The 23072-nt window shown below is 57.0% G+C and carries 28 protein-coding genes; 14 read left to right on the top strand and 14 right to left on the bottom strand.

Annotated features, from left to right (window positions below; translation table 11 throughout):
• Both ACR0M2_RS07570 and ACR0M2_RS07575 read right to left on the bottom strand, forming a co-directional pair.
• Entirely contained in the window at positions 1-369 is a 369-nt protein-coding gene (locus ACR0M2_RS07570) for a hypothetical protein (RefSeq protein WP_170349165.1), read from the bottom strand.
• Between the two features lie 41 nt (positions 370-410).
• Positions 411-728 (bottom strand): ArsC/Spx/MgsR family protein, encoded by a 318-nt coding sequence (locus ACR0M2_RS07575; protein WP_170375945.1) that lies wholly within the window; start codon positions 726-728, stop codon positions 411-413.
• A 215-nt stretch (positions 729-943) separates the two neighbouring features.
• Here ACR0M2_RS07575 and ACR0M2_RS07580 point away from each other — a divergent pair, with 215 nt between their 5' ends.
• The gene (locus tag ACR0M2_RS07580; RefSeq protein WP_010439113.1) at positions 944-1150 is read left to right on the top strand and encodes a cold-shock protein; all 207 of its coding nucleotides are present in this window, start codon (positions 944-946) and stop codon (positions 1148-1150) included.
• A 156-nt stretch (positions 1151-1306) separates the two neighbouring features.
• On the opposite strand, the gene thyX is transcribed toward ACR0M2_RS07580, so the two are convergent.
• A complete protein-coding gene (gene thyX, locus ACR0M2_RS07585; protein WP_170375946.1) occupies positions 1307-2218 on the bottom strand; it encodes an FAD-dependent thymidylate synthase in 912 nt (303 codons plus the stop codon).
• 175 nt (positions 2219-2393) lie between these two features.
• Here thyX and ACR0M2_RS07590 point away from each other — a divergent pair, with 175 nt between their 5' ends.
• The 3 genes from ACR0M2_RS07590 to ACR0M2_RS07600 are packed head-to-tail and all read left to right on the top strand — an operon-like array spanning position 2394 to position 4230.
• Positions 2394-2822 (top strand): VOC family protein, encoded by a 429-nt coding sequence (locus tag ACR0M2_RS07590; protein ID WP_170349169.1) that lies wholly within the window; start codon positions 2394-2396, stop codon positions 2820-2822.
• A complete protein-coding gene (locus ACR0M2_RS07595; protein ID WP_170549583.1) occupies positions 2819-3523 on the top strand; it encodes a DUF1194 domain-containing protein in 705 nt (234 codons plus the stop codon). Before ACR0M2_RS07590 ends, ACR0M2_RS07595 begins: the two co-directional genes overlap by 4 nt.
• Positions 3520-4230 carry a DUF1194 domain-containing protein gene (locus ACR0M2_RS07600; protein ID WP_480704425.1) on the top strand — a complete coding sequence of 237 codons (711 nt, stop codon included), beginning with the start codon at positions 3520-3522 and terminating at the stop codon, positions 4228-4230. The genes ACR0M2_RS07595 and ACR0M2_RS07600 overlap by 4 nt, the downstream gene beginning before the upstream one ends.
• Here ACR0M2_RS07600 and ACR0M2_RS07605 read toward each other — a convergent pair whose 3' ends face one another.
• The 3 genes from ACR0M2_RS07605 to ACR0M2_RS07615 all read right to left on the bottom strand — a co-directional run bounded on the left by ACR0M2_RS07605 (position 4231) and on the right by ACR0M2_RS07615 (position 5452).
• Entirely contained in the window at positions 4231-4728 is a 498-nt protein-coding gene (locus ACR0M2_RS07605) for a MarR family winged helix-turn-helix transcriptional regulator (RefSeq protein WP_480704426.1), read from the bottom strand.
• A gap of 77 nt (positions 4729-4805) precedes the next feature.
• Positions 4806-5030 carry a succinate dehydrogenase assembly factor 2 gene (locus tag ACR0M2_RS07610; RefSeq protein ID WP_170359163.1) on the bottom strand — a complete coding sequence of 75 codons (225 nt, stop codon included), beginning with the start codon at positions 5028-5030 and terminating at the stop codon, positions 4806-4808.
• Positions 5031-5059: 29 nt separating this feature from the next.
• A complete protein-coding gene (locus ACR0M2_RS07615; RefSeq protein ID WP_170359165.1) occupies positions 5060-5452 on the bottom strand; it encodes a helix-turn-helix domain-containing protein in 393 nt (130 codons plus the stop codon).
• Positions 5453-5542: 90 nt separating this feature from the next.
• Between ACR0M2_RS07615 and ACR0M2_RS07620 the strand changes: the two genes are divergently transcribed.
• Both ACR0M2_RS07620 and ACR0M2_RS07625 read left to right on the top strand, forming a co-directional pair.
• Entirely contained in the window at positions 5543-6745 is a 1203-nt protein-coding gene (locus tag ACR0M2_RS07620) for a pyridoxal phosphate-dependent aminotransferase (RefSeq protein WP_480704428.1), read from the top strand.
• A 14-nt stretch (positions 6746-6759) separates the two neighbouring features.
• Positions 6760-7161, top strand: coding sequence for a hypothetical protein (locus ACR0M2_RS07625; protein WP_480704429.1), 402 nt, complete (start codon positions 6760-6762; stop codon positions 7159-7161).
• A gap of 8 nt (positions 7162-7169) precedes the next feature.
• Here ACR0M2_RS07625 and ACR0M2_RS07630 read toward each other — a convergent pair whose 3' ends face one another.
• From ACR0M2_RS07630 to ACR0M2_RS07640, 3 genes are all read right to left on the bottom strand, one after another.
• Positions 7170-8522 (bottom strand): MATE family efflux transporter, encoded by a 1353-nt coding sequence (locus ACR0M2_RS07630; RefSeq protein ID WP_480704431.1) that lies wholly within the window; start codon positions 8520-8522, stop codon positions 7170-7172.
• Positions 8523-8628: 106 nt separating this feature from the next.
• The gene (gene ppk2 / locus ACR0M2_RS07635; RefSeq protein ID WP_170359173.1) at positions 8629-9552 is read right to left on the bottom strand and encodes a polyphosphate kinase 2; all 924 of its coding nucleotides are present in this window, start codon (positions 9550-9552) and stop codon (positions 8629-8631) included.
• A gap of 135 nt (positions 9553-9687) precedes the next feature.
• The gene (locus ACR0M2_RS07640; protein WP_226688271.1) at positions 9688-10296 is read right to left on the bottom strand and encodes a peroxidase-related enzyme; all 609 of its coding nucleotides are present in this window, start codon (positions 10294-10296) and stop codon (positions 9688-9690) included.
• Between the two features lie 134 nt (positions 10297-10430).
• Between ACR0M2_RS07640 and ACR0M2_RS07645 the strand changes: the two genes are divergently transcribed.
• From ACR0M2_RS07645 to ACR0M2_RS07665, 5 genes are all read left to right on the top strand, one after another.
• Positions 10431-11261, top strand: a complete 831-nt coding sequence (locus tag ACR0M2_RS07645; RefSeq protein WP_170349179.1) for a class I SAM-dependent methyltransferase — start codon at positions 10431-10433, stop codon at positions 11259-11261.
• Positions 11262-11393: 132 nt separating this feature from the next.
• Complete coding sequence (gene parE, locus ACR0M2_RS07650) at positions 11394-13352, top strand: DNA topoisomerase IV subunit B (RefSeq protein WP_170396358.1); 1959 nt, start codon at positions 11394-11396, stop codon at positions 13350-13352.
• Between the two features lie 41 nt (positions 13353-13393).
• Positions 13394-14449, top strand: coding sequence for a serine hydrolase domain-containing protein (locus ACR0M2_RS07655; protein WP_480704433.1), 1056 nt, complete (start codon positions 13394-13396; stop codon positions 14447-14449).
• 219 nt (positions 14450-14668) lie between these two features.
• Positions 14669-15094: a hypothetical protein gene (locus ACR0M2_RS07660; protein WP_480704435.1), complete on the top strand. Its 426-nt coding sequence runs from the start codon at positions 14669-14671 to the stop codon at positions 15092-15094.
• A 602-nt stretch (positions 15095-15696) separates the two neighbouring features.
• Positions 15697-15978, top strand: a complete 282-nt coding sequence (locus ACR0M2_RS07665; RefSeq protein WP_170349183.1) for a hypothetical protein — start codon at positions 15697-15699, stop codon at positions 15976-15978.
• An 18-nt stretch (positions 15979-15996) separates the two neighbouring features.
• Here ACR0M2_RS07665 and ACR0M2_RS07670 read toward each other — a convergent pair whose 3' ends face one another.
• From ACR0M2_RS07670 to ACR0M2_RS07680, 3 genes are all read right to left on the bottom strand, one after another.
• Positions 15997-16767, bottom strand: a complete 771-nt coding sequence (locus ACR0M2_RS07670; protein WP_480704437.1) for an alpha/beta hydrolase — start codon at positions 16765-16767, stop codon at positions 15997-15999.
• Between the two features lie 72 nt (positions 16768-16839).
• Positions 16840-17679 carry an EamA family transporter gene (locus tag ACR0M2_RS07675; protein WP_480647135.1) on the bottom strand — a complete coding sequence of 280 codons (840 nt, stop codon included), beginning with the start codon at positions 17677-17679 and terminating at the stop codon, positions 16840-16842.
• 1037 nt (positions 17680-18716) lie between these two features.
• Positions 18717-19391 (bottom strand): TIGR04283 family arsenosugar biosynthesis glycosyltransferase, encoded by a 675-nt coding sequence (locus ACR0M2_RS07680; protein WP_480704439.1) that lies wholly within the window; start codon positions 19389-19391, stop codon positions 18717-18719.
• 73 nt (positions 19392-19464) lie between these two features.
• On the opposite strand from ACR0M2_RS07680, the gene ygfZ reads away from it, so the two are divergent.
• Both ygfZ and ACR0M2_RS07690 read left to right on the top strand, forming a co-directional pair.
• Positions 19465-20202: a CAF17-like 4Fe-4S cluster assembly/insertion protein YgfZ gene (gene ygfZ, locus ACR0M2_RS07685; RefSeq protein ID WP_480704542.1), complete on the top strand. Its 738-nt coding sequence runs from the start codon at positions 19465-19467 to the stop codon at positions 20200-20202.
• A 104-nt stretch (positions 20203-20306) separates the two neighbouring features.
• On the top strand, positions 20307-21251 hold the full coding sequence (locus ACR0M2_RS07690) for an ABC transporter transmembrane domain-containing protein (RefSeq protein WP_170549617.1): 945 nt from the start codon (positions 20307-20309) through the stop codon (positions 21249-21251).
• A gap of 57 nt (positions 21252-21308) precedes the next feature.
• Here ACR0M2_RS07690 and efp read toward each other — a convergent pair whose 3' ends face one another.
• Positions 21309-21872 (bottom strand): elongation factor P, encoded by a 564-nt coding sequence (efp, locus tag ACR0M2_RS07695; protein WP_170349189.1) that lies wholly within the window; start codon positions 21870-21872, stop codon positions 21309-21311.
• 218 nt (positions 21873-22090) lie between these two features.
• On the opposite strand from efp, the gene ACR0M2_RS07700 reads away from it, so the two are divergent.
• Complete coding sequence (locus ACR0M2_RS07700) at positions 22091-22411, top strand: DUF6280 family protein (protein WP_008757056.1); 321 nt, start codon at positions 22091-22093, stop codon at positions 22409-22411.
• A 63-nt stretch (positions 22412-22474) separates the two neighbouring features.
• Here the strand turns inward: ACR0M2_RS07700 and ACR0M2_RS07705 are convergent, their stop codons facing one another.
• Positions 22475-23044 carry a cobalamin biosynthesis protein CobQ gene (locus tag ACR0M2_RS07705; RefSeq protein WP_170375966.1) on the bottom strand — a complete coding sequence of 190 codons (570 nt, stop codon included), beginning with the start codon at positions 23042-23044 and terminating at the stop codon, positions 22475-22477.
• Positions 23045-23072: the final 28 nt, after the last annotated feature.

The raw sequence follows: 23072 nt of genomic DNA on the forward strand, positions 1-23072 counted from the left end.
CTAGAAATGCGCCTTGGGCTCGTCCGGTTTACCCGCGGCCAGTCCAAGGAGGCCCGCAACACCCGCAAATGCCACCGGGAACATAGTGAACACGTTAAAGCCAAAGGCGTAATACATCCCAGCCGCTGAGATCAGCAACAAGACCCCTCCGATCAGGGCCCGTGCATGGGCCATTGCACCGCCAGCAATCGCCAATAGCGGCGCAATGATCGACGCGAACTGTATGAGTTGCGCGTTGTCCACCTGCTCGGCCAGCCCGTCGATCTCACCAAACCGATCAATCAGTTCGACATAGCCATAGCCGAAAAAGCCAACAATCATCCCGATCAAACCGGCGATGACACCCAAAATCATAGCAGCGTTACGCATTCAAAATCCTCTAACTTGCGTCAATTCAGATAGTCATCAGGTCACGCAACGCCAAGCCCTGCCTTCGTTTCCGCCGTCCATCCCAGATACAGGGTACCGTCTTGCTCGATCAGGGGGCGCTTCATCAGGGTCGGGTGATCTGCCAGCAGTTCCAGCGGAGGCCGCGCGCGTTGTGCATCGTCTAATCCACGCCAGGTTGTCGAACGGGTATTGAGCAAAGCCTCGCCGAAGCGATCCAGCGCCTGCGTCAGCATCGCTTTGGGTACGCCATCGGTCCGAACGTCGACAAACTCAGTATCTGGAAGTGATTTCAAAGCCTTGCGGCACGTGTCACAGTTCTTCAGACCATAAAGGCGCATTTCGGGTGTCTCCTGTATCTGGTTCAATTTTCAGCAAATTTGCCTGCACGTTTCAGAAATTCTTGATTTTTTACTTCACCATGCAATGTTGAAAAAGACGAAACTCACAATTCGCGCTGTATCGTTACGGCGATACGGTAATCAATTGCGGCGACGTCAATCACTGCCCCCACCAATTATGTGGGACAACGCGTAAGTAGAAGGAGACACGGGAAATGCCAACTGGCACCGTGAAATGGTTTAATACCACGAAAGGCTACGGGTTTATTGCCCCTGATGAGGGCGGCAAGGACGTATTTGTTCATATCTCGGCCGTTGAACGGTCCGGTCTGACCGGGCTCGCTGACAATCAGAAAGTCTCGTATGAGTTGGAAGACGGACGCGACGGCCGACAAATGGCATCTGATTTAAAGCCACTGTAAAACAGTCCCGCATGCTGCGGGTGATCAAAACAGGCCAACGGCCAATTTCCGGCCGTTGACCAATATTCAAAGGTTAGAAACCTTACCCTCGCGCCGGGTCGGCTTAGGCGCGAGAGGATTAGCTTTTTCCATCACAATAATGCGCAATGCGCGAGATCAGCTTTTGCGAATGACCGCTTCGAACTCGCGCCATTCCCGAGCGGTCATGCCCGAATTTTCCTGCGTGACATTTTCCCCGGCCAGCATCCGGCGCAGGCTGTCGACCATCTGAGCCGAAAGGTTCACCGCACCCAGCCGATAATCCTCGAACGCTTTGTAGGCGAAGGGCACCCAGTCGGCGACGATCTTGCACATGGTATCCGCATAGACCCGGATCTCGTACTGCGCATGCGGGTCGGCACGCAGGCGCAAGAAGTGGAACAGGTTGTGCAGATCAACCTTCCAATACCACTGCGTATAGATATTCGCGGGCAGGTTCATCCGCGCCAGTTCACGCGCCAGACCCTGTTGGCCGTCTTGGTTGATCATCGATTCATAGTTGTCATAGCACCGGGCGCTATCGGCCTTGAGGATATCCAGAACTCGCGCGGCCTCTTCCCCTTGCAGCGCATCACCCCGGCCTTGGTTGTTTACCTCGGACTGCGCGGCAACGTGATCGGGTGCGGGGATATAGAACTCGCGGTCCAGAATCGAATAGCGCGCGGAATACTCGTTCACATTTGCCGTGCGGTGACGAATCCACTGCCGGGCGACAAAGACAGGTAGCTTGACGTGCAGCTTGATCTCGCACATCTCGAACGGGGTCGAATGCCAGTGACGCATCAGATAGCGGATCAGACCCTCATCGTTCTGCACCGATTTTGTGCCTTTGCCATACGACACCCGCGCCGCCTGACAGATCGCCGCATCGTCACCCATATAGTCGATCACGCGCACAAAGCCGTGGTCCAGCACCTGATGAGCGGTATAAAGGTGATCTTCCATACCCGCAGCCACAACGCGGCGTGTTGGATGCGATTGCGCCCGTTGCGCTTCGATCTCGGCCAGTTGGTCAGAGGACAGCGGCATAAAAGTTCCTTTCCAGCAATGAGTCGCCCACCACTATATATCGGCAATTCCCCGACCGGAACCGCGACATGTACACCCAGCGGCGCATTTTCAAAATTGTGTCCGCCCTGCCCCTCGACACGCATTTTCCGCGCGCTAAGCTGCAGCCCATCACCTGAACGGAAAGGAAGCCACAATGGGGCTGAGATATCTTCACACCATGATCCGCGTGAAGGATCTGGAAAAGTCGATGGCGTTTTTTGAGTTGCTGGGCCTGAAGGAAACCCGCCGCTATGACAGCGAGGCGGGGCGGTTTTCGCTGATCTTCATGGCGCCCCCGGGGCAAGAGGATCGCCCAATTGAGCTGACCCACAATTGGGATGGTGACGATGCGCTGCCCAGCGACAGTCGGCATTTCGGGCATTTGGCCTATGGCGTCGACAATATTTACGAGGTCTGCCAGCACTTGCAGGACAATGGTGTGGTGATCAACCGCCCGCCCCGCGACGGCCGTATGGCGTTTGTACGGTCGCCCGACAATATCTCGGTCGAGTTGCTACAGAACGGTGACGCGCTGGAAGCCGCCGAACCCTGGGTCAGCATGGAAAGCACCGGACACTGGTGATCCGCTGGCTGACAGCACTGGGACTGGCCGGACTGGCCAGCCCGCTTCGGGCCGAAACCTGTCGCCTGGCCCTGGCGTTGGCTATGGATATCTCAAGCTCGGTGGATGCAACCGAGGATACCCTGCAGCGGCAGGGCCTGGCCGCTGCCCTGATCGCCCCTGAGGTGACCGAGGCGTTCTTTTCCTCTCCTTTGCCCGTGGCATTGGCTGTGTATGAGTGGGGCAGCCGCTCGACCCAGCGCATGATCCTGAACTGGACGATGATCAACACGCAAGCTGATTTGCTAACGGCGGCAGAGACCATACAGCGTTCAGTCCGATCTGACGGTGACTCGGCCACTGCCATGGGGCAAGCTTTGGCTTTTGGTGCGACCCTGATGCAGCAAGCACCACCATGTTTGTTTCAGACCATCGACCTGTCTGGGGACGGCGCAAATAATGACGGTTTCCAACCTGCATCCGCTTATCGCCACTTTCCGTTCGAGGGCATTGTGGTCAACGGGCTGGTTATCAATGCTGCCGATTTCGAGGGCGAAGTTCATCTGATTCCCTACTTCGAAAACAATGTTCTGTACGGGCCTGGCGCATTTCTAGAAGTCGCACAGGGGTTCGAGGATTTCGAACGCGCCATGCGGCGGAAGCTGGAACGTGAACTGACAAGCTTGCAAATCGGCGTGCTGCAGGACTTCTCGCCCAGATGACGCGGCTATTGGCATTTGTCATTAGTTTGATCGCTGGTTCGGCCACGGCAGAGTGCCGACAAGCTCTGGCGCTGGGGCTGGATGTTTCTGGTTCGGTGGACAGTCACGAATACCGACTGCAACTTGACGGTGTGGCAGCCGCTTTGCAGCGTCCTGAAGTGGTGCAGCTATTGCTGTCAAACCCTGCTGCCCCTGTGCGGTTGGCGATTTTCGAGTGGAGCGAGCCGGGCCATCAACGTCTGTTGCAAGACTGGATCGCCATACGTTCGGGCAACGATCTTGACCGGATCGCCTTTTTACTGAACCGAACCAAGCGCAGTGCCGCCCCGCAAGGTACGGCTGTTGGCTCAGCGATGCTGTTTGGGGCTGACCTGCTGTCCAACCAAACAAGTTGCTGGAAACGAACACTCGATCTGTCCGGCGACGGCAAACACAATCTGGGCACTCACCCGCGGGAAGCCAAAAGCGCGCTTGAAGCTTCGGGCATCACCATCAACGGCCTGGTCATCGGCGCGGATGATCCCAGCCACGGCGACAAACGCTATGTGCAGGTTGGAGAGCTGTCTGCCTATTACACCGCTTGGGTCATCCTGGGGCCGGATGCCTTTGTCGAGGTTGCCCTTGGGTTTGAGGCCTACGAGGACGCCATGACCCGAAAACTGATCCGAGAACTCGAAGGGTTGATACTGTCAGACCTGCACCCCTGATCAGTAGATATAGCGGATCTGATCCGTCCAGTACCGCTCAACCCGGCGCAGAGAGGTTGTGATGTCATCAATTCCCTCCATCCCAAGCACGCCACGGGTCTGCAGCCCTTCGGCATGGCGCAAGAATAGTTCGGACACGATATCCCGAATTTCCCGCCCGCGCGGCGTCAGCCGAACCCGAACCGAGCGCCTGTCAATCTCACACCTTTGGTGGTGCATATAGCCCATTTCGACCAACTTCTTGAGGTTGTAGCTGACGTTGCTGCCCTGATAATAGCCACGGCTTTTCAACTCACCCGCCGTCACCTCATGATCGCCGATATTGAACAGAAGCAGGGCCTGAACGGCGTTGATTTCCAACACGCCCACCCGCTCGAACTCATCCTTGATAACGTCCAGTAGTAGACGGTGCAGCCGCTCGACCAAAGCGAGCGCTTCAAGATAGCTGGTCATGAAACCCTTGGTTTCCGGCGCGGAGACCTGCATTTCCATACTCATCCGATCCTCCGATTCAGTCGCGCTGTTTCAGGCAGCATGAATCGAAATCCCCAAGAATCGGTTAAGCTGGATTTTCTTTATTTTTGAAACGTCTGCGCGATATCCGAAACCAGATGGACAAACCCCTCGGGCGGCTGGGCCTGCCCGGTGACCCACTGATACAGATCCTGATCATTTTCGTGTAGCAGCGCGTCGAACTGATCCAGACCCGCTGTATCCATCGCGTCGAGATTACGTTCGGCATAGGCCGAAAGGATCAAATCCATCTCTTTGATCCCGCGTCGCATGGACCGCATTTTCATGCGTTTGATCCTGACTTCCCGTGTTTCGGTCACTTTCCCTGCTCCGACATCAAGCGCAGCTTCTTCTCAAGCCGCGCGGCCCGTTCGGCGCTGGCGCGCATCTCGCCCCGGATTGCGCGTAGCTCGGCCACCGCATCCGCCAGCTCGATATTGGCCTCGCCGTCTTCGACGGGGGCGTCCATACCTTCGCCTTCGCCGGTCAGCAACCACATGATCGAAACGTTGATCATACCCGCCATCATCGACAAACGGTTGGCACGCGGTTCGGACAGATCGTTTTCCCAGGCCACAATAGTCGCTTTTTTGACACCCAGCCGACGCGCCAGTTGGGTCTGAGTCATACCAGCGGCCTCGCGCGCGCCTGCCAGCCGGTCCCCAAATGTCGCTGCCTCTGGGCTATACCAGTCATTTTCGTCGGTCATCAGGGTCTCCATGTCTCGGCCTCATACTGCTTGATCGTCATTCGGGCGCACCCTATGACAGACAGGTTGAACATACAAACTGAGGCCAACATGACTTTCCTGTCTGCGACACTGTCACGCGTAAAACCATCACCAACCATCGCGATGACCGCCAAAGCAGCCGAGTTGAAGGCGGCGGGGCGTGATGTGATCGGCCTGAGCGCGGGTGAACCCGATTTCGACACGCCACAGAACATCAAGGACGCGGCTGTTGCAGCCATTGCAGCGGGCAAGACAAAGTATACCGCCCCTGACGGAATTCCCGAATTGAAACAAGCCGCCTGCGCCAAGATGAAGCGTGATCATGGGCTGGATTACACGCCCGCACAGATCTCGGTCGGGACTGGCGGCAAGCAGACGTTGTATAACGCGTTGATGGCGACAATGAACGACGGGGACGAGGTTGTTATCCCCGCGCCATATTGGGTCAGCTACCCGGACATGGTTCTGCTGGCCGGAGGTACGCCAGTCGTGGTCGAGACGACGCTCGAAAACAGCTTCAAACTGACCGCCGAACAGCTTGAGGCGGCGATCACGCCCAAGACCAAGTGGTTCATCTTCAACTCTCCGTCGAATCCTACGGGGGCGGGCTATAGCCGTTCGGAATTGAAGGCCCTGACAGATGTACTGATGCGACACCCGCATGTGTGGATTATGTCCGACGACATGTATGAACATTTGGCCTATGACGGGTTCGAATTCTGCACTCCGGCCGAGATCGAACCGGGCCTCTATGAGCGTACCTTGACCTGCAACGGCGTATCGAAAGCCTATGCTATGACCGGCTGGCGCATTGGCTATGCGGCGGGACCGGTCGAGATCATCGCCGCCATGCGCAAGATTCAATCACAGTCGACCTCGAACCCCTGCTCGGTCAGCCAATGGGCGGCGGTCGAGGCGCTGAATGGAACGCAAGCGTTCCTGGCCCCGAACAACGAGACGTTCAAACGCCGCCGAAACTTGGTGGTCGAGATGTTGAACCAGATCGACGGTATCACCTGCCCCACGCCCGAAGGCGCGTTCTATGTCTACCCGTCGATCGCAGGACTGATCGGCAAGTCCACTCCGGCCGGCACCAGAATTGACTCGGATGAGGCCTTCGCCACTGCTCTGCTGGAAGAGGCCGACGTGGCCGTTGTATTTGGCGCGGCCTTTGGCCTGTCGCCGAATTTCCGGGTCAGCTATGCGACCTCGGACGAAGCCCTGACCGAGGCCTGCACCCGCATCCAGCGCTTTTGCGCGTCCCTGACCTGATCCGGAGGCCTCTGATGACCGCAGAACTGCCTGAATACTACTTTCGTGTCCGCGAGAATGGCGCAGCGGTTTTTCGGATCGATACCGAAAACCGTCAACGGCGGATCGAGATGGATCAGATCGCGGTCATCAACATCCGCAATGGCGAGGTCAAGCCACAGGGCCAGCGCACCCTGACAGCGGCGGATCAGGCGGAAATCGCACGTTGGATGGACGCCCGCAAAGCCCTGCTGGCGCAACGGGATATCGACGACATTCACCGCGCGGTCGACTATTTGAATCTGACCACGCAATGGGCACAATCCAAGGCGTCGGACGAACAGCTTGAGGATATCACCGACCGGTTGTTGCTGGCGATGCACGACCTGCGTAGCGTTCTGGTGCGCAAAAAGGCGGATCGGCTAAGCAAAGGCTGAAAGCGCGGCTATTCCGCAGGCACCCCTACGGTCTGAACCGAGCGCATCCAGAAACGGGCCATCAGCAAGACGGCCGCGCAGGCAAGCCCAAGTACAAGACCCAGCCAGATGCCGATCCCGTCCATCCCCTGCACAAAGCCAAAGTAATAGGACGCCGGTATCCCAACCACCCAATAGCTGAGCCCGGCCATAACCATCGGCACCTTGGCATCTTGCAATCCGCGCAACAGGCCCAGTGCAATCACCTGTGCCCCGTCGACCAACTGGAACAAAGCGGCCATGGCCAGCAGGCCCGTTCCGATGGCCAGGATTTGCGGGCGCTGCGGATCGTCGGGTTCGACAAATACAGAAATCAGCGGCTCGGCGCAGGTCACAAACAAGATAATCGTCAGAACAGACACCAGCAGAGACATCACGGTCACCGCCTTCGCACCTTTTTCCAGATGTGGTCGATCCTTGCGCCCAAGGGCGTTCCCCGCACGGATCGTGGCCGCGTTAGACAGCCCCAGATGCACCATGAACGTGGCCGAGGCCAGATTCAGCGCAATCCCATGCGCAGCCAGCGGCACCGGCCCGATCCAACCCATCATGAAGGCGGACATGGCGAACAGCGACACCTCGGCAAGCAATGTAAATCCAATGGGAATGCCAAGACGCAGCACGCTGTACAGCATCTCCCAATCCGGGCGCCAGAACCGTTGGAACAGGTTATGTTCGGGCAATACGCGCACGGCGTAGACCACTACCGCAACCAGCGACACCATCTGCGTCACCACCGAGGCGATTGCCGCCCCCATCACGCCCAGTTCGGGCGCACCCCAATTGCCGAAGATCAGCGCATAGTTGGTCAGTGCGTTGACGACAGCGGCCGTCACAGTGATCCACAAAACGATCTGCGTGCGCTCTAACGCGGCCAGATAAGATTTCAGCACCATAACCACCAGCGCCGGGAACAGCCCCCATCCCGCAACACGCAGATATTGCGATGCGGTTTCAGCCACCTGCGGGTCCTGCCCTGCAGCAATCAAAATCGGGTGGGACCACCACAGCAAAGGCATAACCAGCACGGCGTATAACAAGGACAGCCACACCCCCATACGGGTCGAGCGGCGAATGCTGGTCTCATCCTCTTCGGCGGCCGCAGTCGCCACCATGGGCATCACCGCCAGTCCGAAACCGCCGCCAAACAGGAACAGCACGAAATAAAAGCTACTGGCCAGCGTCACTGCGGCCAAAGCCTCGACCCCGTACCAGCCCAGCATGATCGTATCGGTCAAACCAATGGCAAACTGCGCCAGATGCCCGCCGACCAGCGGCAGACCCAGAACTGCAATGGCCCGGAAGTGGGCGCGATATGTCATTACCTTATTCATTTCACCAGCCTTATGCCCGGCCAGAGGCCGGGACAAGAGGTGATCAGTGAAATTTCAAGGTGAGACTAGTGCTGCCGGCAATTGGCCGCTTGCTTCATCGCGCGTCAGGATGCAGGGAAGTGCCCAGAATATGCTCGGACTGATGAATGACGTGATGCGCCTGCCCTACGATCATGGGATCGGGCTGGCCCACGATATTGTGGTCCTTGTCCGGGTAATCCAGCGTCGACAAAAAGTGGCGCATACAGTTCAGACGCGCACGTTTCTTGTCGTTCGACTTGACGATGGTCCAAGGCGCGTCGGCGGTGTCAGTATAGAAGAACATCGCCTCTTTCGCTTCGGTATAGTCGTCCCATTTATCCAGGCTCGCCTTGTCGATGGGCGACAGCTTCCATTGCTTCAACGGGTCGGTTTCCCGGCTTTTGAAGCGGCGCTGTTGTTCCGGCTGCGTGACCGAGAACCAATATTTGTAGAGCTGAATACCCGAGCGGACCAACATCCGCTCCAACTCGGGCGTCTGTCGCATGAACTCAAGGTACTCGTTGGGCGAACAAAAGCCCATGACCCTCTCAACGCCCGCACGGTTGTACCAAGAGCGGTCGTAGAACACCATTTCACCGACCGTAGGTAGTTCCTGAACATAGCGCTGATAATACCACTGGCCTTTCTCTTCCCAGGTCGGCTTGTTCAAGGCCACGACGCGGGCTTGCCTTGGGTTCAGGTGTTCCATAAACCGCTTGATCGTACCGCCTTTGCCTGCTGCATCACGCCCTTCGAACAGAAGAACAAAGCGTTGCCCCGTCTCTTGCGCCCAAAGCTGCACCTTAAGCAATTCGGCCTGCAATTGCGCCTTTTGCGCCTCGTACTTGCCCCGCGCCATCTTGCGATCATAGGGATACTTGCCGCTTTCGAACGCCTGCCGAATTCGCTCGGGGCTGGGTTGCGATGGCTCAGGATTGGGTGTTGGGACAATTTTGACAGAGGATTGTTTTTGTTCAATTTGTGCCGCTGCTTCCATTCAATTTTTCCTTTTTCACTATCCGCAGGAACGTCTAGCAAAAGGCGCAGATTTTCGCTTTGACACGGGTCAAATTTTTGAGCCGTAGCGTAGGAAATTTTCCACTAATGAAGTTCAACACGCTGCGGCAGATTTCTAGCTATGCCCCCAATCCGCCGGATCATCCGAGTTGTTGGGTGAAAGACCCAGAACGTCGCCTGTGGTAGAACATCCAAGCCCAAGAACCGTTCTGTTCGCGTATGAGAAATACGCGCAGACCTGATTGATCTCGAGGATCTCGCCATCGTCCCACCCGGCGTCCCGCAGGGCGCGAACATCAGCCTGAACCATCTGCGCAGGTGCTTCGGTTAGCTTGCGCGCATAGCACATAGCAGCGATCTGGGCGTTGTCCAGCGGTGCGGAATCCGGCGTTCCGGCCTCAATCGCGGAGCGGATGGCATCGCCCCGTTCCGCGTCTGCCAACAACCGCTGCAACCCGCTAAAGTGATGCTCGACGCAATAGCTGCACTGGTTCAGGGAACTGACCCAAACCCCCAGCACCTCAAGAAACCACTTCGGGACTTTATTGGCCGAGTGATGCAGGACGTTCTTGTACAGCGCCATGTGACCTTCCATCGAATGCGGCCGTAAAGAATGCACCATCATTATGTTGTCCACGTTTTTGTCAGGCCCGGTGACCCGCTCGTAAAGCTTTCTCAGCTTGCCGGTGGCTTCGTCAAATGGAACAGTCTTAATCCAGCTCATATGGTCCTCGCCCTGTTGTCGTGCCGCGTCTTCGCCTCCCAGTTTCGCACTCGTATCCTTCTGAGACAAAACTGGATCGCCCCACCATGTCAGGCTAAGCTGACGAAACGCAAGTAAGGGAGTATCTCATGGAAATGGCGGAGAAAACTGTCACTGAGTTCTATGCCAACCACCCAATTTCCGCGCCGCATATCCTGACCAAGCTGACAAGCCTTCGCGGATCGCTTGAGGATGTGACCCCGCAAGAGCTCTACCCTTATGATCAGGATCACTATGACGGCCTGAATGCCAACGCCCGACTGGCCGACAAGGTCCGGATGAAATCTGGTGATCGCGTTCTGGACGTTTGTGCCGGGCTTTGTGGACCTGCGCGATGGTACGCCTCTGAGCATGACGTTGACGTCACTGGCCTCGATATCAGCCCCAACCGCGTTGACGGTGCCAAGGAACTGAACGCGCTTGTCGGACTACAGGATCAGGTGCATCCAATTCTGGGCAGTGCGATGGATATACCCTTTGACGATGCGCATTTCGATGCGGCGGTCAGTCAGGAATCCTTCTTGCATATCCCCGACAAGCTCAAAGCCCTATCCGAAGTGTTCCGCGTTCTGCGCACTGGCGGACGGTTCGCCTTTACCGATTGGGTGATGCATGAGCCCCTGCCCGATGATGAGATGGAATTGTACCACCAACGTTTTGCCTGCCAGTCCCTGCTGAGCATTCCCGAGTACGAAACTGTGTTGAAAAAAACTGGATTTTCGGTTGCCTCAGCCAACGATGTAACGGCGTCCTGGGGCGAAATTCTGGCGCGTCGGCTTAGCATGTATCAAACCTTGGATGCCGAGGCCGAACGCGCTGGCAACCCGTCCAAGGGGGATACTTTCCTAAAAATGTACGCGCAATTTGTCAGCGACGTGAAACAAAGAAGGATCGGCGGGGTACGATTGACAGCGGAAAAACCTTAATAACTTCGGCTTCGTGCAGGGGTGTCACTCATCAAGATCACAGCCAATCGCCCACAACACCTCGCGCCCCTCTTCCCCCGGACCACATCACCTGCCATAATGGGTCTCAACCTAAAAACAAGAGCAGCCCCGATGCCCGACGATCTGTTGACGCCAAGCGCGACCACCACTTACGACGCCTCTTCGATTGAGGTACTGGAAGGTCTTGAGCCGGTCCGAAAACGCCCCGGTATGTATATCGGCGGCACTGATGAGCGCGCTTTGCACCATATGGTGGCCGAAATCCTCGACAACTCGATGGACGAAGCCGTCGCGGGCCATGCCAACCGGATCGAAGTTGAACTGCACGCCGACTACGCCCTGACCGTACGCGACAACGGGCGTGGCATTCCGATCGACCCGCATCCGAAATTTCCCGACAAATCAGCGTTGGAGGTGATCCTCTGCACCCTGCACGCGGGCGGCAAATTCTCGGGCAAGGCGTACCAGACCTCGGGCGGTCTGCATGGCGTGGGCGCATCTGTGGTAAACGCATTGTCGGATTCGATGGTCGTGCAGGTGGCGCGAGATAAAACGCTGTTCGAACAACGGTTCTCACGCGGCATTCCTTTAGGCCCGGTGGAAAAGGTCGGCGCGGCCCCGAACCGACGCGGCACCACAGTCACTTTCCACGCCGATGCCGAGATCTTTGGCCATCACAAATTCAAACCGGCGCGGCTGTTCAAATCCATCCGCTCCAAGGCCTATCTGTTCTCGGGCGTCGAAATCCGTTGGAAGTCCGCCATCGACGATGGCGAGACCCCGACCGAAGCGACCTTCCACTTCCCCGGTGGCCTGTCCGATTACCTGAAAGAGACGATGAATGGCTCGTCCACCTATGCTGAGCAACCCTTTGCCGGTACCGTGGACTTTAACGAGAAATTCGGCACTCCCGGCAAGGTCGAATGGGCGATCAACTGGACGCCTTCACGCGACGGGTTCATCCAGTCCTACTGTAACACCGTCCCTACGCCCGAAGGCGGCACCCATGTGGCGGGGTTCTGGGCCGCGGTCCTCAAGGGGATCAAAGCCTATGGCGAGTTGATCAACAACAAGAAAGCCGGTCAGATCACCCGCGACGACCTGATTACCGGCGGCTGTGCGCTGGTGTCGTGTTTCATCAGTGAACCGGAATTCGTCGGCCAGACCAAGGACCGTCTGGCTACGGTCGAGGCGCAGCGGCTGGTCGAGAATTCGGTCCGCGACCATTTCGATAACTGGCTGGCCGCGGACACGAAATCCGCCGGCGCTATCTTGGACTTCCTCATCCTGCGGGCTGAGGAACGCCTGCGCCGACGGGCCGAGAAGGAAACACAACGCAAATCCGCCACTAAGAAACTTCGTCTTCCCGGCAAGCTGGTGGACTGCTCTAGTTCAACACGTGACGGCACGGAATTATTCATCGTCGAGGGGGACTCGGCGGGCGGGTCCGCCAAAATGGGCCGGGACCGCAAAACACAGGCCCTGCTGCCCCTGCGCGGCAAAATCCTGAACGTGTTGGGCGCGGCCAGTTCGAAACTGGGCACCAATGCCGAGATCAACGATTTGACGCAGGCTTTGGGAGTGGGGCTTGGCACCAAATTCAACGTCGACGACCTGCGCTATGACAAGGTCATCATAATGACCGACGCAGATGTGGACGGGGCGCATATCGCCTCGCTGCTGATGACGTTCTTCTTCACCCAGATGCGTCCGATGATCGACGCGGGACACCTGTATCTGGCCTGCCCGCCCCTCTACCGCCTGACCCAAGGCGCAAAACGCGTCTATTGTCTGGACGAGGCCGAGCGCGACGAATGGCTTGAGAAAGGTCTGGGCGGCAAGGGCAAGATCGACGTGTCACGCTTCAAGGGTCTGGGCGAAATGGACGCCAAGGACCTGAAAGAAACTACGATGGACCCGGCCTCGCGCAAGCTAATCCGCGTCACCATCGACGAGGACGAACCCGGAGAGACCGGCGATCTGGTCGAGCGCCTGATGGGCAAAAAACCAGAACTGCGGTTCCAGTACATTCAGGAAAACGCGCGGTTTGTGGAGGAGTTGGACGTCTAAGACGATCGAACGCGAAAGACATCAATCAGTGCAGAGGCCAAATGTTCAAATCACGTAAGGCAAGACTGTGCTGGTCAGCTGGTATTCTTGTTCTCGCTGGTGTGATTGTGATTTTCGCGGGTCGCAATCGCGAACCGGCCACTGTCGAAGACATCGTAGAGTCCTTTCTTCAGACAAATAATATTCCGGGGGCTGTGCTGGCCTATGGCCCCTCGGATGCAGAGCCCAAAATCGTAGCCTTCGGCGTGTCCGACCCGATTGAGAACACGCCCATGTCAACCGACCAGCCATTTCGCCTGGCCTCGGTCACAAAACCCATCGCAGCCAGAGCACTGATCAAAGCCGAGGAACGTGGCCAAATCGACCTGGATCGTCCCATAGCCGAGCTTGCCGACCTGCCCCCGCCGCATGACCCGCGGGCTGCGCAGATAACGGCGCGGCAGCTTTTGGCGCATGCGGGTGGGTTCGATAGAAATATCAGTTTTGATCCGATCTTCGCGCCCGATCGGCTTGGCCTCGACTGGTCGGCCAGTTGCACCAAAGTGGCCCGGACCGTGTGGCAAACCATGCCGTTGGATCACACGCCGGGCAGCAAGACGGCGTACTCGAATGTTGGCTTCTGCCTTCTGACCGATCTGCTGGGGGCGGAAGCTGAAGTCGCTCTGCAGCAGGTCGCCGATATCCATTTGGAGGGGCCCGCCGGGGCCAATTGGGAACTTCGCAGCGACGGCTGGACCCGCGTGCTGAGTTCTGAGGACGATCAAGACTGGCTTTCAGGCTTGGGTATCGCTGGTGGGGCAATCGGCACGGCCGAGGCGGTCTGGTCCATGGCCTCGACGCCCCAACCGTTTTTCGAGGCGACGGCATCACAGGACGACAAAAGTGATTTCTACGCGTCGGGCTGGCATGTCTGGCCGGAAGAGAACGGCCAGCACCTGACCCATTGGGGCGGGGTCCGAGGCATCTTCACAACCGTCTTTCGATTTTCGGACGGAGAGACTGTTGTCGTGTTGTTCAACGCCTCACCTGTTGAGCCCAATAGTGCATTTGTGTCGCTGCATAACGCGTTGTATGAGTTCAACAAATCGAATAGGTGAGATCAAAATTTACCACACTGAAGAGCAAGCGCCTGATGAGCAAAAAGCCCGAAATGCGGTCCAGTACATTCAGGAGAACGCGCAGTTTGTGGAGGAGTTGGATGTTTGATCAACGGGCATCATGCTTCGTTGATCAATTACCTGCGTTTTGAACAATATAGATAGCACTTATAGCTGGTAGGGTATTTCTGACTGGTATCAACTTTTGGGACATTTACGTTGGTAGCAGAGCTTCCAAATTCTCTTTGCATTGCTTCGGTAAGGTCAATGATAACTAAGCGCGCTCAGATCTTGGCAATAGCATCTTCAGTCGTGTTGGTTTGTAGCGGGTTTACTGTTCTTGCAGAAGAAAACCCCGTTGATTTCTGGGAAAGCTGCCGCTCCGACGATAGCTGCACTATTGAATATAATCACTTAGCCAATCAAGAAACCGATCCCTTTCTATTTTTAGGAAAAGTTGTGGATAAATTGCACCCACAATGGATGAGATACTGGCTAGCTCTGTGGCAATATCCAGACGTTAAAAGTTGTTTGGAAAAAAGCGAGCGCGAGAAAAAAAGCCAAACTTACTTAAATTGGATTGGGATAGAGTTGGCACAGGCTCAGGTGCAGAAGTGTGCGTGTTTCGCCTCGCAAGTAGCCTAGGGAGCGCTGACCGTACATTGACATGGCTGCAGTATCAAAAGTTTCGCTTTCGTGGTCTGAATAGGCGAGGGTCCCAGAATTTTCAGCCGCGCTTCGACACTGAGCCGATTTACCAAGTAACTGCGCGCTGGTCTATCGAGCAGTATAGAGAAGTTAATCCATCCTGGCTCTCGTCGCTAACTGGCTACGAATTGATAAACGAATACCGGCTGGTATTAAGCTTTGACCAATACTCGAAAATCTCCGGAATAAGCGTCAGTACGCCTACCAAGTTAAACTGACGGACATCCAATCAATGTAAGGCGCGGGAATGGTGCTCGCTACCATCGCATGGTTAATTCCAAGTGGTCTTAAACTCCAATTCAACAGAGCCGCAGTCGTAGTACTCGGGGTGTGAGTCGGGCACGTGCTTGATGCTTTGCACTAAGCATTGGGCAGACAGCGCAGGACGTCCCTACAACAAACCCGCAAACACCCCCCTTGCCTAACCCGTTGATCTCGTTCACACTTACCCTCAATCCGTCATTCAAGAACGACATTTGAGGTTCCGAGCGTCCAAGACGCAATGAAGCCAACTACAGATTTTCGAACGGGAGGACGACATGAAGACACTAACCCTTGGGCTGGCCGTTGCGCTGCTGGCCAGCCAGGCGAGTGCGCAGCAGACATTGACCACCGCATCCCCCATTCCGGACGGTGCCGAGACCAAGTTCTGCTACTACAACGGCATGGCCTATTCGCAGGACGCGTTTGTTCTGCTGGTCGGCGACAACACCGTTACCCAGACGGTCAGCACGATCCAGGAACGCCTGCTGCGTTGTCACCGTGAGGACGACGGCACGATGAAGTGGAAACCGCAGAGCACGTTCTCGACCAACAACTAAACGCTTAAGGTGGGCGGGCTAGCCCACCTTCTGCTCCAGCCATTCCGCGATCCGTCCGGCGGGCTGTTTCCAGCCGGGCTCCATGAACAAAAAATGCGCGTGGTTCTCGACGGGCATGAAAGTTGCTCGGTCACCATACAAATCGGCCAGGGCGCGGCAGGTGTTGGGGTTCACCGCCCTGTCCTCAGTCCCTGATACGACCAGCACCGGGCACTCGACCCTGTCGATATCGACCTTCATCGCGTGGTGATCGTCGAACATCCAAAAAAACATCTCGAACATCACCCGCCCGCTTTCGGCGCCCAAACGGTCGAACACCGCGTGCTGTTGCGCCTCGGGCATTTTGTTCAGCGCGAAGGGGGCCATCAGGTCGAACTCGACCCGCATGGGCTGTTTCCAGAACGCCCCGCCCTCCATCAACGCACGCGGGATGGCACGTTCGTCATCGGTTTCGGGCAAGGTGCCCCAAGGCGCGTTCGGGTTGATCAGGACAATCGCACTGGCCAACCCACGTGAGGCCACCTGCTGCGCCACAACTCCGGCGATGGCATGGCCCAACAGAACCGGTTTGCTGTCCAACCCCTGCACGAACTCTGCTATGTCGTTGGCATAGTCCATTACGCTGATATCGGTCAGGCGCGGGTCGGGTTCGGCCTTTGAGTCCCCACCGTGATAGCGCAGCGCGGGGATGTGAACGGTCCAGCCCCGGTCGCGGAAAAACCCGGAATAATCCTGCATACACCATGGCCCTGCAAAGGCACCGTGGATCAGAACAATCTCTTTGGTCATGAAAACGCTCCCTTTTCTCTCGCTACTATGAGAGATCGGGGGCGACTTCAGCAAGGCTGTGTCGCAGGCCTATCAGACGGACAGGCCTATCAGCGCCACTCCGACAGCCATAAGAACCGCTGCACCAAGCCGCCGCATCCAGTTCCCCTCTTTCAGGAAAACAAACCCGATCAGCGCCGCGAAAATAACCGAGGTTTCCCGTAGCGCCGAAACTGCACCAAGCGGTGCGAAGTTCTTGGCATAAAGCACCAGACCATAGGCTGTCATCGAAACAAGCCCGCCCAGAATGCCGATCATCCAGACTTTGGCAGGCAATTCAGCCAGGGTCTTCCGTCGACGGATACCAACAAACCCCGCGATAAACAGATGCAGAAACGCACCCCAGGCCCAGTAGCTAAGCGTATTGCCGGACAAGCGCACGCCAATACCGTCCACGACCGAATATATTGAGATGCAAAAGCCCGTACCCAGCGCAAATCCAAGGGCCCAACGGCCCACACCAGAGCGCAATGCCTTCCAACTGCTGAGCTGGATACCAACAGCGATCAGCGCGATCCCACCCCACGCTTGCAGCGGCAGCACCTCGCCCACCAACAGCATCGCCCACAGCGATACAAGCGCCGGAACGATACCGCGGGCAATTGGATATACGACACTTAAGTCTCCGTGCTGATAGGCTTTGCCGAGCATGAAATAATAGCCGAAATGCACCACGGTTGAGATCAGGATGTATGGAAAGCTTTCGGTACTGGGCAGTGGCAGCAACAGGATCATTACCGTTGCTGGAATGACGTGCCCCAACGCCACCAGACCCAGAGTGGTGGTCCGATCAGCCGCGGTTTTGACAATCGCATTCCAAACCGCGTGCAACACCGCCGCCGTCAAAATGATGGCAATGACAAACAGGGTCACATCCGAACCTTTCGTAAAGGAAGAAACTGTCCTGCAAATCGGACCGGCTAAGTTATTTGCACAGGTTGAGGCCGATCACAACGCAGCTTCGATCAGTGTTTTGAGAATGTTTTCGGTGAGTCTGTTTGGGTTTCCACCGCAGGAGGAAGCGGTGATTGTGCCGTTGACCAGCGCAAGATAGCTGCCCTGCAGGCCAAGCCCTATTGATGCGAAATCTCTACAACTGAACGTGAGGAGTGTTGCCAGCGCGCTGGCGCGCGGTCACTTTGGTGTCATGACATTTGTGACCGAAAATCAACTGCCCCTGCTGATATTGTTCTTTATTATTGGCTCGGTTGGCACCGCGTTTCTATTTCGCAAACCGGCCGGGCACCGGGCATGGAAGCTGGCCGACCTTGTCTGGGTCGTTCTGGGCGGGATCGGCGCACTGGTGGCGGTTCTGGCCGGGCTCTACACCTCGGACAGTTCGCGGTTGGACCGGCAAATCGATGTGGCTTATGCCGCGACGCTTGCTTTTGACCGCGACGCCGCGCGGTTCCGACTGCGGTTCTGCGATCCGGCCTATGACCCGGACACCGCCGTTTTGTGCGATAAGGTTGAATTCCTTTCGGCCTCAACAGCCAGTAATGCTGACCTGCCTTTGTTCATCGCTGTGACCAATGAAGTGGCGCCGCTACAGGGGTTGCATTTCCTACTTGGCGGGCAAGCGAAAGATGAACAGGAGGAAATTCGCGCTATGGCCGCCAAGGCCGATGCGTTCAGCATCGATCAGTTCCTTGTTTTTACCACGCTGGACGATGCAACACAGGTTGCGATCGACAACATGCGCCGGAAAGTGCCCGCCATTGCCGGGGATTATCTGATCCTTGCCCAAAGCTATGATGACCTGGTTGAACAGGTCGGAAAGCTAAAAGACGAATGGGAATACCTGCAGGAAAACGCGCATATACTGGTGTTGCAAATCGTCGCCCTGTGTCTGGTCAGCTTTGCCGCGCCCTTCCGATTGGGCAAATCCATTGTCGAACTGCGCACAACGCTTAGCGTCGGTACGCCTGCGCCAGCTGTTCCGGATCAGCTCCAAGAAAATACCTTGTCAGAGTCCACAGATTCCGCACGCCCCGACGCACCCACCCCGCCCGCGCATAGCGGTCCGCGCTCGTAGCCGCGCGGGTGCTCAGCAGGGTGATGCGGGGCAAGGCGCGCACCAGCGCCACGTCCTCCATCAACGGATGGTCCGGGTAACCTGCGGCTTTGTCATAGGCGCGACGTGACACCAGAAGCCCCTGATCACCATAAGGTAAGCTAAACACCCGGCTGCGCATGTTGGCCCAGCCCGCAACCCAGGCTGGCCAGAACCCGCTGGCCTGAAAGGTCAGACGAAAAGCCGCGGGGTTGCCCGTGGGCAGATGCTCTCCCACGTCCTTGCTCCACCCTTCTTGCAGGACGGTATCGGCGTGCAGGACCAAAAGCCATTCACCTTTGGCTACCGCGCAGCCCCGTCGCAACTGCCCCCCGCGTGAGGGTGGCCCGGTCACGATCTCAGCCCCTGCCTCTTCTGCAATTTCAAGGGTCTGGTCGGTTGAACCGCCATCGGTAACGATCAGCTCTCGGACCAACCCCGTGTGCAACCCCTCCATCAAAGCGGGCAAGGAGTCCAACAAAGCCTCAGCCGCGTTCAGGGTCGGAATGACGATGCTGATTGGTGCTGGCAAGGCGGATATCCTCTGGTCATGGCGACGCGATCTCCTATATCACGGGGCCAAGGGAAAAGACGAGGACCACCCCATGCCCAATCGCCGTATTCTGCGCCTTAGCGGGTCGGACGCTGACAGCTTTCTTCAAGGGCTAGTCACCAATGATATTTCCGGGCTGGATCAGGGGCTGGTCTATGCCGCGCTGCTGACTCCGCAGGGCAAGTATCTGGCGGATTTCTTTCTGAAACGCGACGGCGATACGGTGCTACTGGATGTCGCCGAGGATATCGCCGACGGGTTCGTCAAGCGGCTGGGCATGTACAAGCTGCGCGCCGATGTTTCGATCGAAGATAGCGGCCTGAATCTGCAACGCGGCACAGGCCCGGCACCCGCAGGCGCCCTGCCCGACCCGCGCCATCCAGATATGGGGTGGCGGGCGTATAAGGCTGAGGCCGAAGGCGACGATGGTACGGATTGGGACGCCATCCGCGTGCGACACTGCATTCCGGAAACCGGTATCGAGCTGACCCCCGACAGCTATATCCTTGAATCTGGATTCGAGGGTCTGAACGGCGTCGATTTTAAAAAAGGGTGCTATGTCGGGCAGGAAGTCACCGCCCGGATGAAGCATAAGACCGAGTTGCGCAAAGGGCTGCGTAGCGTTCGGGTTAATGGCACCGCGCCCGTTGGGACCGAAATTACATCTGGCGGCAAACCGGCCGGTACCTTGTTCACCCAATCGAACGGTCAGGGGATCGCCTATCTGAGGTTTGACCGCGCCAGCGACGATATGCAGGCTGCCGAGGCCACCGTCACGCTTGACGCCTAACATGTTGCTATTCCGGCACGGCTGAACCGTTGCGCGGCCCGGTACCCTTTGAACCCTTTCGGGGCGCTGCCACACTGCGGTCAGTCCACTGAACGGATGCGCATATGCTTAAGTTATACGCTGCGATCTGGCGTGCCAGCGCCGGACGGCAAATCATTCTTATTGTCCTGTCCATCGCCATCGCAGGCCTTGCTGCGGTGCCATTAGAGTTTCAGCGCGATATCGTTAACCATCTGACCTCGAACGATATAAGCACCGAGCGATTGCTATATCTGGGTGCAGGCATGATGTCGGTCATCCTGCTGAGCCTCGCCTTAAAGTGGCTGCTGGGCTATCGCGCCGGGACGCTGGGCGAGGATCTGATCCGCATGATCCGCCAGCGGCTTTTGTTGCGCTCATCGGACCTGAGTGAAACCGGTGAGAAAATGCGCTCGGGAACCATGACCACGGCTATTTCCGCCGAGGCCGAGGAGTTGGGAAAGTTCGCCGGTGGCGCCTTTTCAGACCCGGTTGTGCAGATCGGCACGCTGATCAGCGTCATTGGCTACATCTCATCAACGCAACCCGGGCTGGGCATGATCGCCTTTTCAATGATCGTGCCGCAGATCGTGATTGTGCTGGTCTCGCAGCGAAAGGTGAACGTCTTCGTTGCCGAAAGGGTCCGCATATTGCGCAGCTCTACCGACAGGCTGACGACCGAAGACATTGACGCTGTGGCGCGCGATATCGAGGCTCAGTTCGACGATATCTACAACACGCGCCGCCGCATGTTCCTGTGGAAGCTGTCCGCAAAATTTCTGCTGAGCGTAATTAACGGCGCAGGCACGGTCGGTGTTCTGATGCTGGGCGGGTACCTGGTTCTGAATGGCAAAACGGATGTGGGCACCGTGGTAGCCGCCACCAGCGGTCTTGGCCGCATTCAGGGCCCCACGGCCTTTTTGATCGCCTTTTACAGACAAGTGAGTGCCAATCGCATCAAATATGAATTGATGCTGGAATTGTTCGGTCCGAACCCAGAACGATATCGTCGACCCAGAAAGCTAAACTAAAAAAGACCGCGCGGCCCCTGCCATCGCGGTCTTTTCGTGTTTTGTCAAAGCACCGATTTACGCGCGTTCGGAATATTCCATGCTTTCGGTGTTCACCACGATCATCTCATCCTGACCGATGAAGGGCGGTACCATGACCTTGACGCCGTTATCCAGAATGGCTGGCTTGAACGAGTTTGCAGCGGTCTGACCTTTGACCACCGGCTCGGTCTCGACGATCTTGCAGGTCACTTTTTGCGGCAATGTGGCGTTCAGTGCTTCGCTTTCATAGAATTCGACCACGATGGTCATGCCGTCCTGCAGAAACGGGCGGCGTTCGCCCAGCAATTCGGCGGGCAGTTCGATCTGCTCATAGGTCTCGGAATCCATGAACACCAGCATGCCGTCAGATTCGTACAGGAACTGCTGATCTTTCTGTTCCAGGCGCACGCGCTCGACCTTATCCGCCGAACGGAAACGTTCGTTCAATTTCGAACCATTGCGCAGGTTGCGCAGTTCGACCTGCGCAAAAGCACCGCCTTTACCGGGCTTTACATGGTCGACCTTAACAGCAGCCCACAGCCCGTCGTTATGCTCAAGCACGTTGCCGGGGCGAATTTCGTTCCCATTTATCTTGGGCATGACATAAATCCTTCACAAACGGTTGATGCGTCAGTTCCCGTCCCTATATCTGGCGTAACCACACCTGACAAGACAACGAGACCTAGTGCTGCACTTGCAGCAAGCTATGCAAATGACGCAACGCAACTATGCATTTTAGCTGTATCCGAATCACATCTAATAGGTCATAAGGACCGTCACGCCGAAAATGCAAGAGCAAGAACAACAAGGAAGACGAGATGAGAGATTTCGTTGACGGCACTGCCTTTAACAATGAGCAAGGCAATCGTGCACGCAAACTTTTCGCAGCCGTTGTGCTGGCTGCACTGGACGACGCTATTGCCGATGACAAGAAATACGGCAACGGCCCGGAACAGATCGCCCGTTGGGCCCGCTCGCGCGATGGCCGCGAGGTGCTGTCCTGCGCAGGTATCGACCCCAACGAGCGGGTTGTCGGCGGGTTGATGGAGTTCGTTGGTCGTGGCGTGCGTACCTCGGTCGCGCTGTCGCGTGAAGAAAGCGAGCGTCGTAATGCCGCTCAGCAGGCAGAAGCCGCTTAAACCAAGGCGACATCTGCAGGAAAAAGCGCGCCCACTTTCCGGGCGCGTTTTTCTATTTCCGGGTCAGAAAAACAGCAGCCATTGGCGGGCAACCCAAATCTCGGCCCCCAACAATGCGGTAAAGAATAGCTTGGCGGGCGCTGACAGCCCCCTATTCCATAGCACCACATAAGAACCAGCACATATAACGACAGAAACAGGCGCTACCAAAAGCGCGTGATACGCACTGTCCCAATAGCTGACCGGGCTGTGAAAGACCCAATCGCTAAGCGGCCAGAATTGCGGCCGACCGTCACCAGCATGCAGTAGGAAATCCATCGACAGATGCAGCAGCCCTGCGGATGCGGTGACTGTCAAAAACCGCCATCCCCGCCAGTGCCCAAGCATCAACGCTAACCCCCACAGGATGAATGAGTTGTCGATGGCAAACACCGTCTGCCAGGCTGGTGAGAAGTATAGTTCGTCAAAGACGACCTGTGGCGGGATGCTCAAGACGTGCAAGGACACCCCAGCCATGACGTACAGCGACAGATCGGGCAGAACCGAGCCCAGCACCGCAGCCCACAGAATGGCCCCCCGCGCAGGCCGCGCAAAAGCAGCGGCGCCGATCAAAAGATGCGCGGGCGTGTTCATCCGGGGCTTTCCCTTTGGTGTCAAATCA

The organism is Ruegeria sp. BE10 (assembly GCF_056538905.1).